Raw genomic sequence first — 14374 nt, 5'->3', positions numbered from 1 at the left:
GTGAAGGCCTCCTTGCCTACTCTGAAGGTAGGGAAGGAGGCCTTCACGGACCTGCGATCGCCATCCGCAGCCTCAGCGACACCACCAGCCCCAGCAGTCACAGCCGCGGCGCGTGAAGGACCCCTTCACGCGGCTCAGCCGAGGAAACTCGACCTTCACCATGCCCAGTACGTGAAGGCCTCCTTCCCTGTGCCAGGCGCAAGGAAGGAGGCCTTCATGTACTTCAGCTGCCCAACCCGCCTCGTGAGTGGCGATTCGGGCTAGAACGACCTTTATCACTCACGACCCCGAATCGGTCCCGCCCGTCAGACCGCGGCCGGTGCCGCGCGGACCACGTAGCCCAGCTGTCCGCGTACGGTCTGTCCTTCACAGTTCGCCTCGCCGGAGACGAACAGCTCGCCCGCTGACGCGCCGAAATTGAGCGCGCACTGGTAGAGCGGGATGCTCGGCAACCCGGCGGGAGGCTGTGTCCAGATGTAGCCCACGTCGCGGTAGACCGTCTTCCCTTCACAGGCGGCGTCGAGGGACAGGAACCGGTCCGTACCGTCCACACAGGACTTCACCAGCTGGGTGCCCGGCTCGTTCGACATCGCGAGCAGACCGTAAGTGCCCTCGTGGCGGTACCCTGGCGGCGTACCCCGGGTCGAGACGTCGTGCTCGCCGATCCGCGGGTGGTAGTACCGGGTCAGCGGCGCGTACGCCAGCAGGTGTCCGATCAGGACGTCCACCTGCTGGCCTTCACAGTCGGCCAGGTAGGCGTCGAACCGTTCCCCGTTGTGCAGGCACCGGTAGAGCGGAACCGTCGCCACGCCTTCGGGTTTCTCGGTGTACACCCAGCCGAGATCCGCGAGTTTCGTCTTGCCCTCGCAGGCCGGATCGGTCGAGGTGAACGCGTCGGTCTCCCCGAGCAGGCAGCTGTACACCCGGCGTGTTCCGGGCCGTTCGGCGGTGAGCATCATGCCGAGCGACTTCTCGAACCGGTAGCCCGGAGGCAGTTCGCCCGCCTTGCCGTAGAGGTCACCGCCGAGGAGCACCGTCCGGTGGTCACCGCCGGTCCGGATGAACCGGCCGAGCTGGCCACCCGCCGGCTCAGGCCAGCCCGCCCGCTTCCGGAGCTCGTCCGGGGAGACCACGCCCATGTCCGTGGTCACCTCGTCGATCGCACCGGGGAAGAACCCGTCCGCGACCCGGTTGGCCTTGCCCCGGCCGATGGTGAAGCCGCCCCACGCCGTCCACAGCAGGACGTTCTCCTTGGTGCCGACGTGTTCCCCGTTGACGTACAGCCGCAGCTGCCGCGCCGGGTGGTCGTACACCCCGGCGAGATGCGTCCACGTGTTCAACGCGGGCGGCTGCAACGAGTTCGCGTAGACCAGCGGCGTGTGGTTCGCCCCTTCCGAATCCTCCGTCGCCGCGCCGAAGATCCACCGGTTCACCTCCGGCCGGTACTGGAGGACGAAACCGCTGTGGGTGGCGCCGTCCTGGCCGAGCACCGTGGCGACCTTGTCGCCCCTCGCGAGCCGTGCCCACGCGGCGACGGTGAAGCTGTCCCGCATGCTCACACCCGGCTTGGTGCCCTGCGCGTAGGAGTTGCCGTCGAGCTGCAGCGCCTTCCCGGTGATGCCGTCGGGGTAAGTGGCGGTCCCGGTCACGGCCATGTGGTTCTGCGCCCACGAGTAGTCTCGCGGGGTGCCGTCGTCGAACCTCCAGTAGCCGTGCGACGCGGGCGGGATGTCGTCGTGGACCCGCCGGACCTCGCCGTCGGACAACGCCTTCCCGTACGCTCTGACCTCCTCGATGCCGCCGGGGAAGTAGCAGCCGTCACCGCCGTTCCACCGGCACCGGCCGATGGAGAACTTCCCGGGTGCCGCCGGGATCGTGATATCCGACTGCATTCCCGACAGCGCGCCGTTGACGTACAGCCGTACCTGCTTCTGCGCGGCGACGTACGTCATCACCAGATGCGACCAGCCGCCCACGTTCGCCGGTTCGCTGGAAAGCACGGTTCGCAGCTCCGGGTTGTTCTGGTCGGCCTTCGGTACCACCACGCCCCACGTCTTCGAGCCGTGGTCGTACTGCACGTGGAACGCACTCACCTGGCCCGCGTCCTGCCCGAACACGGTCGCGTAATGCGTGCCCGCCTTCAGGTACGCCCACGCGGCGACGGAGAAGTCCCGGCTGGTGTCTTCGACCACCGGCCCGGCGGTCTCCGCGTATCCGGCACCACCGTCGAACCACCCGGTGTAGCCGTCCCGCCCGGGGCGCCAGCCCGCGCCGCCTCGCAGCGTCGCGGTCAGGCCGCGGCCGCCTGAATCGGCTGCCGTGGTTCCGGTGCTCTCGTTGAACTTCCAGTGTCCCTTGTCCGCGGTGGGCAGGGTCGTCGAACCCTCCGCCGCCGGATAGCCGCGGTACAGCGCGGAAACCCGCTCGGCGGTCAACGAGCCACCGTACATCCGGACGTCGTCGACGGACCCCTTCCAGAACCCCTTCGCCTCGCCGCCCTCACGACCGCGGCCGATCTGCAGCCCACCTGTGGCCTGCCAGGCGGTGAGCAAGGTGCCCTCGCCCTTGCGGGTTCCGTCGACATACAGGTGGATCGACTTCGCCGTGGCGTTGTAGGTTCCCGTCAGGTGTACCCACCCCGTCAGGTCGCTGGGGATGACGTCCACCGACGCCTTGGTGATCGTGCCGTTCGCCTCCGGCATCTCGAACACCCAGTTCCCGGGATGCCCGTTGTCGTCTTCGAGATGACCGAGCCGGAACTTGCTGGCGGGCCTGGTGCTGCCGTCGGGCGCGATGCCGCCATCCTGCGAGACCGCGCTGAACATGCAGCGTGAGGTGACGTCGAGATCGCATTCCTTACCGGTCATGCGAACCCACGCCGACACACTGAAGCTCGTGTCGGTGCGGACGTCGACGCCACTCGTCGAGGCGACGTCGTCGACGCCGTCCAGCTGGACGGCGTTGCCGACCCGCCCCGGTGCGAAGGTCGCCCCGCCCGACAACGTCGCCTGCCGTGCGCCCACGGCGTCACCGCTGGTGACCCCGGAGCCGTCGTCGAGGGTCCAGTTGTGCGCCAGGCTCAGATCCCGCCCGGCCATCGTCAGGATCTCGCCCGCCGGCAAGGCCCGACTGTAGACCGAGACATCGTCGATGGCGCCCGGGAAGAGCTCGAGATTCTCGTTCCCGCCCCACTTCGACCGGCCGATCTGCAAGGGCCCGTTGAAGTCCGCGCCGTCGAGATGGATCTCCGAACCGGCCAGCACACCGTTCACGTAGAGCTCGATCCGCTGCCTGCTCTTGCTGTACACCCCCGCGAGATGAGTCCAGACCCCGGGCTGCGCGGCGCCGCCCGCCACGTGGTCGATGAGGGCGTCCGGCGCGTCGACCTTCGAAACCGTGAAGTCCCACCGGCCGTCGGGCAGCAGGCCGAGGTCGAACCCGCTGGCCGTCTGGCCCTGCTGGGAGACCACGGTGTGGTGCCCGTCGATCTTGTCCAGTTTGGCCCACGCCGTCACGGTGAAGCTCTTGTCCGTGTCCACCACGCTCTGTGTGGTGGCGGCGTGGCCGCCGTTGAGCCGCAGCGCGAGGTCCGCCGGGTCGGGCAGGCTGGTCTGCCCGGCGGTCCAGTCCCCGGTGCCGTTGACCGTGGCGTTCACCTTTCCGTTGGCGTCGTCGGGATTGCCGTCGAACTTCCAGGTACCGGCGGTGACGTTGTCGCGGCTCACGAGACCACGGACCTCGTCCTGCGAGATCGCCCGGTTGTAGGCGCGGACCTCGTCGATCGTGCCGGGGAACCGCTGCTCCGGAACCCCCTTGAGGACCGCCTGCCCGATCCGGAACGCGTTCTTCGCCTGCCACGGCGTGACACGGGTGGACTCCCCGATCAGCTCGCCGTCCACATACAGCCGGATCTTGTTCTCACCGGCGTCGTAGGTACCGGTCAGCTGGGTCCACACTCCCTCCGGCGGCTGGGCCGACGTGCCGACCCAGTTGTACCCGGCCGGACTGTCCGAATCGGACTGCGGGAAGACGAAGGTCCACTTGCGGTTCTGGTACTGCAGGCAGAACGAGCAGATCCGGTCGCCGTCCTGGCTGAGCACGGTGTACGTACCGTCGTCGGCCCGGTCGAGTTTGACCTGCGCGGCGACCGTGAAGCTCTGGTCGGTGCGCAGCAGCGGGCTGTTGGTCGAGACGACGTCGTCGATCCCGTCCAGCCGGACCCCGCCCTTCACCGCGCCCGTCGTGGTGAAGGCCGCGCCGTTCTGCAGCACCGCGTCGGCGCCGCCCTCGACGGAGTTCCGCGCCGTCGTACCCGAGGTCTCGTCGAACCTCCAGTGCGCCACCTGGACGTCGCCCGCCCCGACCAGCGCCGAGACCTCGGCAGCGGTCAGCGCCCGGTCGTGGATCTGCACGTCGTCGACCCCGCCCGCCCAATGGTCGACGCCGGTGTTGGTGCCCCAGACCGTGCGGCCGATACGCACCTGACCGGAGGCCCAGTCGGGTTTCGCCGTATGCGGTGTCGTCGCGGCGAGCGTCCCGTTGACGTACAGCTTGATGTGCTTGGCCTCGGGATCGTAGACACCGGCGAGGTGGGTCCAGGTGTTCAGCTCCGGCATGCCGACCGCCGAGGTGGCCATCGGCACGCCCTTGTCCGAGGACGTCGAGTTGGGCACACCGAAGACCCAGCGGGAATTGCTCCCGTCGGCTTCGGCCCGGTGCCACAGCACGAATCCGGGGAACATCGCGCCGTCCTGGCTGACCACCGCCCTGGCGTGGTCCTTGCGGTTCAGGTTCACCCAGGCCGAGACCGTGAACGCCGCGCTGTTGCGGATCGCGTTCGGCGCGTTCACGTGATCGTCGACGCCGTCGAGCCGCAGAGCGGCACCGACCGCGCCCTGTCCGGTGAAGGCCGCGCCGCCGTTGAGCGAGCCGTGCCGGTCGCCGAGGAAGGCCGAGTCGTTCGGGTCGCCGTTCAGCGCCCAGTGGGCCAAGGGCCCGTTGCCGGCACGGACGTACGTGCGGTACTTCCGGATCGGGCCCTTGTGTCCCGCACGATCCACACTGCGGACGTAAAGGGTCTGCGGCCCGTCTCCGGGCGGTGCCAGGCGGATCCGCGCGGGGCCGCCGCGCGTCTCGGCGACGATCGGGGTGCCCGGCTCATCCCACCAGTCGTACAGATAGTGGTCGACGTCGTCGACTCCCTGGGAGCCGAAGACGAACTCACTGAACACACCGGGTCCACCGTGCCAGCGATTGTCCTCTGTGTACAGTTCGCTGGCCACCGTCGGCTCCACGGTGGGAGGTTCCCTGTCGATGGCGAACGGCGTGCCACTCGCCGCGCCACTGGACGCCGCACCGTCCGAGGCGTGCAGCCACCAGTTCATGGTCTTCCCGTGCCGCTTGCTGAGATCGATACCGGCACTGTGGATCAAACCGCTGGTCAGCATGTTGGCGTCCCACGCGGTCTCCACCCCGTCATGGATCCGCCACTGCGCGCGGACGTCGTCACCGTCCGGATCGGACACCTGGGCCTTCAGCGTGATCCAGTCGTCGCCGACGTAAGGGATGCCGCCACAGTGGTGGCACGGGGCCTTCAGCGGCGGATCGGTGGTGAGGTTGCCCGGCACGTGCGGCGTGCGGTTCCAGGTCACCTTCAGCTTCATGTCCGGCGGGTTGTACTTCCGCCACGCGGACTGGGCACCCGAGTCGAAGGCCTTGAGGAAGTACACCGACGAGCGCGACTTCTTGATGTGCTCGGTGGGCACACTGAATCCGGCGTTCTTCCAGCCCGTGCAGTTCGTGTGCACCCCGGGCACCTTGCTGGAGGCCGCCCGGTTGCCGCCGAGGCGGTTGTTCCAGTTCATCCCGCTCCACAGGAGCCGGTCGTCGCCGATGTGGTAGACGTCGTGCCACGGCTCGTTGCATTCGGGACCGGACACCACGACCCCGGACATCGTGATACCGAGAACGTCCTTGTCCCACAGGAAGCCCGTGTCGTACTGGAAATATGCCCATGCTTCGCCGATGTTGTTGCAGTAGCTGTCCGGGTAGTCACGCGGGCATTGACCCACCTGCGCGTAGGTGCCGTCGCCGCTGGTGCCCCAGTACTCGTCCTCAGGTTTGCCGGAAAGCACAGTGGCCCAAGCGGTCTTCTCGTGCGTCCGAAGCGTCGGGTCGACGACGACCGGGAACGTCCGCGCCGGGTCAGCCAGGAATTTCGCGTCCGGCACCAGTTCCAGCGCACCGTCCACAACGGACACCGCGATCGGTGCCCGCTTCCCAGCCGCGTCCCACATGACCGACGGCGGGGCGCTGAACAGCTCGGCGCCTGCCTCGTCGAGCACCCGCAGCGCGCCGTCCTTGTCGGCGGTCACCTTCAGGCCGTCGGCCCGGATCGTCATCCGGATCGACTTGAGCGCCGGGTTCTTGGCGGCCGGCTCGTCCTTCAGCGTGAGGTGCTGCCGGAAACCATCTCGGTCGGCGTACATCACCAGGTCGGCGCCAGGGAACACTTCGGGATAGGTCACCTTGTCGCCCGCGATCACCGGCGCGGGCAGATCGCCCGGCCAGTACAGCGAAAGCGACTTGCCGTCCCGGCGGAGCGTGGCCAGTGGCGCGGTCTTCCCGCCGCCGGACAGCGACAGTTCACCCTCGGCCGCCTTGGGGCCGAACGAACCGTCGGCGCGGCGCACCACCGCGGTGTCGATCGGCATCCACTTGCCCGCGACCTTGGTCCGGACCGGGACGGGGGTCAGTTCGGCGGTCAGCGTCCCCTGTGGGTTGGCGAAGACCTCCCGGTTCGCGGTGCGCTCGCCCGCCACCTCGACCCTTGTCCCCTGCGCCCGCGCGGCGGCCATCGCCGAAACCGCGTCGGGCGCTTCCGCGACGGATGCCGGTCGTGCGGGGATGACCGGGCTGCTCCCCGCGACGACGACCACCATCGAACCCACCAGAGCGGTGACCGCCGTGGCGATCACTGTGCGACGTAGCCGCATTGTTCCTCCCACCAGGTACGGAGCGCAGATCCGCAGGCCCCGCGACGGTGGGATCGTGCGTCCATCCGGCTTCAGCTCGGCTACACCGCGACTTCACCCCCGAGGGGAGTCGTCGCCAGGGCACGGGCGGGGGTCGGCCGGCACGCTCCAGCACCTGGTGGAAGGTCATTTCGTGAGCTATTTCCGGAAATGGGAACAGGTTGGGAGATCATGCCCGAGCCGGGAATCGGGGTCCTCGGTACCCTTGCGGGCCCTCGCCGGACCGGAGTCGCGCGCCGGTGATGTCAGCGTGCGGTGGGCAGGTAATGCGGTGCCTTCCGGGCGTGGGTGGCCTGTTCGAAGGCGTAGGCGTAACCGAGCAGGGAAGCGTCGGTCAGGCGGGTGCCGAGGAAGGAGACGCCGATCGGCAGGCCCGTCCGGGCGAAGCCACCCGGAACGGTGATGTGGGGATACCCGGCTGTCGACGTGCTGCGGGTGCTGCTGACGAAGGAGCTACCGCCACCTCCGAAGATCGGCGGGGCGGGCAAGTCGGTGGCCGTCACGATCGCGTCGAGACGGTACTTCTTCACCACGGCGTCGATGGAGTCCCGGGCCTGGCCGGTCGCGGCCGCCCGGTGAGCACGATACGCCGGGTCGTTCACGTTGCCGTCGGTCTTGTCGGCCATCTCGAGCAGGTCCTGCTCGAAGCCCGGCAGCTCGACAGCGGCGTGCTTCTTGTTGTAGGCGATGAGATCGGTGAGGTTCTTGGGATGCCCGCCCGGGGTCGTCGCGAGATAGCCGTTGAGGTCGTGCTTGAACTCGGTCAGCACGGCGGGCAGCAGATGCGGCTGGACCATTCCGATGACGTCGGGGACATCCGCTCCTTCGACGACGGTCGCGCCCAAGGCGCGGAGCCGCTGAACAGCGGACTCGAAAACCCGGTCGACATCGCGGTCGATTCCCTCATGCCCCTTGCGCCACACACCAATTCGCTTGCCGCGCAACGAATCGCGAGTGAGCATCGTGCGGTAGTCGGCGGGCAGGGCGCCCGCGACCGGTGCCGTGGCCGGATCCCCCGCGTCGGCTCCCGCCATCACCGCGAGGGTCAGCGCAGCGTCGGTCACCGTGCGGGCGATGGGGCCGGGGGTGTCGTGCTGGTTCGTGATCGGCACGACACCGCCACGGCTGACCACCCCCAGCGTGGTCTTCACACCGACCGTCGACGTCGCGGCGGACGGGCACACGATCGACGAGTCGGTCTCCGTACCGATCGTCACCGTCGCCAGCCCGGCCGCCGCCGCGGCGGCGGAGCCGCTGGACGAACCGCACGGACTCCGGTCGAGGACGTAGGGGTTGCGGGTCTGCCCACCGACGGCGCTCCAGCCCGGGATCTGCCCGGAGCCGTAGAAGTTGGCCCACTCGGACATGTTCGCCTTGCCGAGGATGACCGCGCCCGCATCACGCAGACGCTGGACCAGGAACGCGTCCTTGGCAGGCTTCGCCGTGCGCAACGCGGTCGAACCCGCGGTGGTGGTCTGCCGGTCCGCGGTGTCGATGTTCTCCTTCAGCAGGATCGGGATACCTTCCAGCGGCCCCCGCGTCTGGTGGGCGCGGCGACGGCTGTCGCTCTGGCGCGCGAGGGCGAGCGCGTCCGGGTTCGTCTGCACCACCGCCTTCAATCGTGGGTTCACAGCGTTGATGCGATCGAGGTAGCCGCGGGTGAGCCGCTCGGAACTCAGCAGCCGGCCGTCCATGGCCCACTGGAGATCCGGGATGGTCAGCCGGTCCAGAACAGTGCTCATCTCCGAGGCCTGGAGCGAGGTCGTGCGGTCGTCGGCGTGCGCCGACGCCGGCAGCAGAAGACAGACACCTGTCAATGCGGCCACGATCCCACGCCGTCGTGTTCGAGCTGACGAACGCATCGTTTCCTCCTTGTTCGGGCACCGTTCACGGCGCCCCGAAATGGTGAACTTTCTGACGCGTGGATCGATTTCCCGCCGCGTGTACCGGCTCCAGTCCGGATAGCTGAACCTTAAGCCGCCCGACGGTGTGAAGCGATGGCACCTGCTGCCCTTTCGGGGTGGGGTCAACCCCACCTTGTCCACAATGGAACCCGTTCACCAGGGCGGCACGCGCGCTGGGTCATCCGGCCGGGCGATCACACCGATCCCGATACGTCGCCAACGGCGGCGTAAGACAGAATCACGCGCCGTCCAGCCGATCTGCCCCACTTACCGCCGAGTGTCAGGCAAATACGATGATGGTTCGCCGGCTCTGGAACGGAGTACGCCCGCGAAGAGATGACACGTCCACACGACAACTACCACCCATGGCTGCCGCCACCGGGCCCTCTCACACCAATTTCCTGGAGCAGATCTTCGGTAGGTCGCCACCGGCGCGAACAGCAACGGGTCCTCGGCCGGCTGAGTCTGGAAGACCATTCGGCGCGCTCCGCACATGACCCATCCCTTCACGAACGAGAACCAGATGATCAAGCTGAAGCCTCGTTCGCAGGAACCGCAGGACACTTCCACCACGCGAAGCAGCCCACGCCCGATGTTCGGCGGCGGATAGCCCGATTCAGGGCAACGGGACACGCCAGGTCACTCTGGTCCCGCCATCCGGCCGGGCCGCGAATCCCGCGCTGCCGCCGCAGCGTTCCGCCCGCTGCACGAGGTTGGCCAGTCCGCTGCGCCGCCCTGCTTCGGAAATACCGACCCCGTTGTCTGTGACCTCGATGACCAGTTCACGATCGGCCTCGACGCCGATGCCGATCTCGTCGCCCCCGGAGTGACGGACCGCGTTGCTGAGTGCTTCGCGCACCACCGCCTCCGCGTGTTCGTACAACGCCGGCGAAACGCGCGTATCGACGGCGCCGTCGATACGGACCGACGTGGTCACCGTGCCTTCACCGGTCAACTCGGTGACCACGTCCAGCAAACGCCGCCGCAGCGTTCGCGGCTCGCCCGAGCCGGACGTGTGCAGATCGAAGATGGACGTCCTGATCTTCCGGGCCGTCCGATCCAGTTGCTCCACCCCATTCGCGATCCGGTCCCGGGCGAACTCGTCCGGCACCCTCGATAGAATGCTCTGCAGGCTCATCCCGATGGCGAACATCCGCTGGATGACGTGATCATGCAGATCCTGCGCGATCCGGTCCCGATCGGCGAACACGTCCAGCAAACGCCGGCTACGCTGCTTCTCGTCGAATTCAAGGGCGACGGCCGCCTGGCCGGCGAACGAGAACAGCAGGGGGATCTGCTCCCAGTCGAACTGCGCGGCACCTTTCCCACGCCCGGCGAGCAGCACCCCGCCGTCCCCTGCCGTGCCGGTCAATGGCACCACCACGCCAGGGCCGGTGAGTGAGGGCTCATCCTCCGCCGGGAAGACGGCGCCAAGATCCGGGATGAGACTCACCCGCCCCTCGGAAAAGACCTCGTCGAGCACCGGATGAGCGCGGGGCGTCGAGGTGTTCAGCAGCGGGCCGATCCGGTCACCCACCGTCGAACTCACCGTCAGTGACCGCGCCTCACCCGCCTTTGCCAGAAGAATCGTCACCCCGTCGGCTTCGGCAAGCTCCCGGACACACTCGCCGATCAGGTCAAGCGTGTCGGTCACCGAAGCCCCGCCGAGCAGCCTGCCGGTGACCTCGGCGACCGCCCCCAGCCACCGCTCCCGCATCCGGGACCGCTCGAACAGGCGGGCGTTGTCGATCGCCACCCCCGCCGCGGCGGCCAACGCCTGGATCACCACCTCGTCATCGGCGGTGAACTCGGCCGCGTTCCGCTTCTCTGTCAGATACAGGTTGCCGAAGACCTCGTCCCGGACCCGGACGGGTACACCGAGGAAACTGCGCATCGGCGGATGGTTCGCGGGGAAGCCGACCGACGCCGGATGCGCCGACAGATCCGGGACCCGCACCGGATACGGCTCGTCGATCAGCAAACCCAGCAGGCCACGTCCCTCAGGGAGGTGCCCCATCATCGCGCGGGTCTCCGGGTCGATACCCACATGGACGAACTCGGAAAGGCCATCCTCGTCGCCAACGACACCGAGGGCGCCGTATCGGGCGTCGACCAGCTTCGCCGCGGCCTGGACGATGCGTTGCAAGGTGGCGTCGAGCTCCAAACCGGTCGCCACCGCGACAACCGCGTCAAGCAGCCCCTGCAACCTGTCGCGGGTCTTGACGATCTCCGATAGCCGCTCCTGAACCTCACGCAGCAACTCGTCGAGCCGCAACCCGGTCAGAACCGCCGCACTCGGCTGCGGAACAACTCCGGTCGCTTCCGGCTCGGACGACATCGAGGGATCCTTTCCCGACATCTCGATGACAGCCTCTGTCGCCTCCAACGTGCTCAGCCTTCCACCGCGAGCCTGCCCTGCCAAGAGGCCACGATCGCGCCCGGCGACGGTCCTCCGGACGTCGCGACAGCTCACTGACCGGACGGACGTGCCCCGCACTTCCCAGCGCGAAACGGCCGTGTGGTGCGTGGGGTGTCCGGCCTCTCCGGGACAGGCCGTCCCAGTCAGAGTCTCGTGACCAGACATGGAGGGTCCTTGGCAGACCCGAAGTGGGACGTTCGTCCCTAACCAGACCGCACGAGACGGGCGAATCATTGACCCAGAACCTCGCTTTGGCAGGAGGATCCACGATGTCCACGTCCACTGCGGCGGTACTGGCCAGCCGGTGCCGTCCGCAGGCTACGGCACCGGGGTGAGCAAGCGATGGCCCCGGGAAATCCAGGGAGGTTCAGTCATGAGAAGAGCGTGCGCGGTGACCGCCGCTATCACGGTGGCCGTGCTGACGGTCGGCGCGTGCGGTACGGCCGGAGCCGATGGACAAGCCCAGGGACATCAGCGGACTCTCGAGGCCACTATGCACGAGATCGGCACTCGAGGCGCACAGGACTCTCGGGCTGAATTCGTCGAGATCGCCAACCGCGGATCCCGTACGCTGCCCCTCGGGGGCTCTCGGTTGCTGGTGGTACTTCATTCCCACGCCGTGGAACTTGCCCGCATCCCGGACGGCGTCCTGTTGCGACCGGGCGCGGTCTACCTGATCGCGAGTACGCGGTTCGCGGGAGGTCCCGCGCCCGACCAGACCTTCAGTATCGTGGACGACATTCCGGAAGTGTTCACCATGACACTCGTGACTCCCCAGGGAAACGCCGTGGATACCGTGACGACAGCGCGAGCCGTGCTTCCGAGCAGGTCGCCCGCACCTCGCCCTCATGATGGGCTTTGCCTCAAGCGGGTCCATTTCACCGGCGACAATGCGAGAGACTGGGTCGTGGCGAGATGCACCCCCGGCGTCTACTGACGCTACGTTGACCATTACGGAACAGAATTGCGCGGGCCACCGGTCATCAACAGCTCGACCGGACGCCCGACGCGGTCGGATCACCGCGGCCGCCCATCACCGAGTCGAGCACCCATCCGTTGTGGCACTGAAGGGAAGGCCATAGCAAGCTGCGGCCGAGTCTCGGGCTACCAACGGCTGGGTGACCGGGTGAGAGCAGCGACAGCGTCAGCGGAAGGATGCCACCGGGACATCTCCGGCGGTACCCCACTGCCTGGTAGTCACCGCACCGGTTGCGCTGTCCATGACATACCAGACCCCGTTGCCTGGCCGCCAGACCACGAAATCATTACGACCATCCCCGGTGAAATCGGCACTCACCGGGACATCGCCCGCCGTGCCCCACTGCTGATTCCTCACGGCTCCGGTGGCGGTATCGACGACGTACCAAACGCCATTGCTCGGCCGCCAGATGGTGTAGTCAGCACGGGCGTCCCCGGTCACGTCACCACCGACCGGGACATCTCCGGCGGTGCCCCACTGCCTGGTGGTCACCGCACCGGTTGCGCTGTCGTTGACGTACCAGACCCCGTTGCTTGGCCGCCAGACCACGAAGTCTTTACGACCATCCCCGGTGAAATCGGCACTCACCGGGACATCGCCCGCCGTGCCCCACTGCTGGGTCGTCACCCCTCCACTGATCCGGTTATTGACGTACCAGAATCCATTGCTTGGCCGCCAAACCACGAAGTCGAAGGCGCTGTCGCCGGTGTAGTCACCACCAACCGGGACGTCCCCCGCGGTACCCCACTGCCTGGTGACGACCGCTCCGGTGATCCGATCATTGACGTACCAAACGCCATTGCTCGGCCGCCAAACCACGAAGTCGCTTCGCCCGTCCCCCGTGTAGTCGCCCCCGACCGGAATGTCTCCGGAGATACCCCACTGCCTCGTGGTGACCGATCCTGTCGCAGAGTTGCTCACATACCAAACCCCGTTGCCAGGCCTCCATACGACGTAGTCGTTCTGCACAGCGCGTGTTCCGGCCTCAACAATAGAAGGCGAATCAGCATTGGCCGAATGGGACGAAAAGCTCAAACCTGATAGCGTCGAGGCAAGCGTTGCAATGACTATCGACAGACTCTTCCTGAAACGCACAGATTCTCCTTATCGCAGCAAAGGCGATCAACTGCACTCCACCGATGGCTTCGACCTGTCGAAATGTAGCGCCATCAGATTCATTTACCAGTTGGGTCAATGCAATAGACGACACCAGGAAGCATGGTGCGACATCCAAACCATAGGAACCTGGATACTAATCGGGACCAGCAGACGACACTGCGACGAATGGTCGACACACAGAGACCATCGCCACCACCTCATTGCACGAAAATCGACTTCCGATACCAGACTGTTCCCACTTTCACGGTCGCACAAGTGGCCAGCAAAGGGGCCACTACTACAGGCACCTGCCACCCGTCGTCGCGTAAGTCGGCGTGCGATCGGGTTGGTCACGTGCACGATCTGCTCGAAGCGGCTCCTGCCGACTGAAACCAGGCCGTGACAACCAGACAGGCGGATCGCCCGGGCCAGCCAGGCCGCGTTCGATGCCGGCAAGGCCGACCGCGCCGCCCGGCTGGCGGCCGAGGCGCTCTCGCTCACCACCGATCCCGGCATCCGGACCGACGCCATCTATACGCGTGGCGCCGTGGAGTACGAACGCACCTCCCCCGGGCCGATGCGGAGCTGACGATCGAGGCCGCCGCGTTGGTGCGCGACATCGATCCGGAGCGCGCCGCGGTGCGTTCAACACCGCCGTTCAGGAGGCGGGCGCGTTCGTGACCGCAGGCGGCCTGCACCCGCCGTCGAGCGCGACCACTGTGGACTACACCGGTGACAGCCCCGTACTCACTCCAGGCCCGTTCGTCGAGGCCAAGGAGTACCTCGGCGGCTTCTGGATCATCGAGGCCGAGAACGACGACGTCGCGATCGAATGGACCAAGCAGGCCTCGCGTGCGCTGCGAAGCAGGGTCGAGGTCCGCGCACTGCAGGAAGCACCGCAGGACTGAACGGCAAGTCGTCGCGGCCTGATGTGTCGGCG

Annotated in this window: 5 protein-coding genes; 1 reads left to right on the top strand and 4 read right to left on the bottom strand. The window is 67.3% G+C overall.

All coding sequences use genetic code 11. The features are described from left to right. Nucleotides 1-305: 305 nt before the first annotated feature. From LCL61_RS00460 to LCL61_RS00445, 4 genes are all read right to left on the bottom strand, one after another. Nucleotides 306-6995: a LamG domain-containing protein gene (locus tag LCL61_RS00460; RefSeq protein ID WP_340684999.1), complete on the bottom strand. Its 6690-nt coding sequence runs from the start codon at nt 6993-6995 to the stop codon at nt 306-308. Between the two features lie 284 nt (nt 6996-7279). Then, a complete protein-coding gene (locus LCL61_RS00455; RefSeq protein ID WP_340684998.1) occupies nt 7280-8896 on the bottom strand; it encodes an amidase in 1617 nt (538 codons plus the stop codon). 658 nt (nt 8897-9554) lie between these two features. Next, nucleotides 9555-11276: a GAF domain-containing protein gene (locus LCL61_RS00450; RefSeq protein WP_340684997.1), complete on the bottom strand. Its 1722-nt coding sequence runs from the start codon at nt 11274-11276 to the stop codon at nt 9555-9557. Between the two features lie 1225 nt (nt 11277-12501). Then, on the bottom strand, nt 12502-13431 hold the full coding sequence (locus LCL61_RS00445; RefSeq protein WP_340684996.1) for a VCBS repeat-containing protein: 930 nt from the start codon (nt 13429-13431) through the stop codon (nt 12502-12504). 449 nt (nt 13432-13880) lie between these two features. Here LCL61_RS00445 and LCL61_RS00440 point away from each other — a divergent pair, with 449 nt between their 5' ends. Continuing rightward, nucleotides 13881-14342, top strand: coding sequence for a YciI family protein (locus LCL61_RS00440; RefSeq protein ID WP_340684995.1), 462 nt, complete (start codon nt 13881-13883; stop codon nt 14340-14342). Nucleotides 14343-14374 lie beyond the last annotated feature (32 nt).

The sequence above is a fragment of the Amycolatopsis coloradensis genome (genome assembly GCF_037997115.1).
GTDB lineage: Bacteria > Actinomycetota > Actinomycetes > Mycobacteriales > Pseudonocardiaceae > Amycolatopsis > Amycolatopsis coloradensis_A.
Note: the sequence above shows the minus strand (reverse complement) of the source record. Positions and strands in the feature narration are given on the sequence as shown.

Excerpts from the sequence above, each read along its gene's own strand:
- LCL61_RS00460 (WP_340684999.1), bottom strand. The coding sequence starts at position 6,995 with ATGCGGCTACGTCGCACAGTGATCGCCACGGCGGTCACCGCTCTGGTG.
- LCL61_RS00455 (WP_340684998.1), bottom strand. The coding sequence starts at position 8,896 with ATGCGTTCGTCAGCTCGAACACGACGGCGTGGGATCGTGGCCGCATTG.
- LCL61_RS00450 (WP_340684997.1), bottom strand. The coding sequence starts at position 11,276 with ATGTCGTCCGAGCCGGAAGCGACCGGAGTTGTTCCGCAGCCGAGTGCG.
- LCL61_RS00440 (WP_340684995.1), top strand. The coding sequence starts at position 13,881 with ATGCCGGCAAGGCCGACCGCGCCGCCCGGCTGGCGGCCGAGGCGCTCT.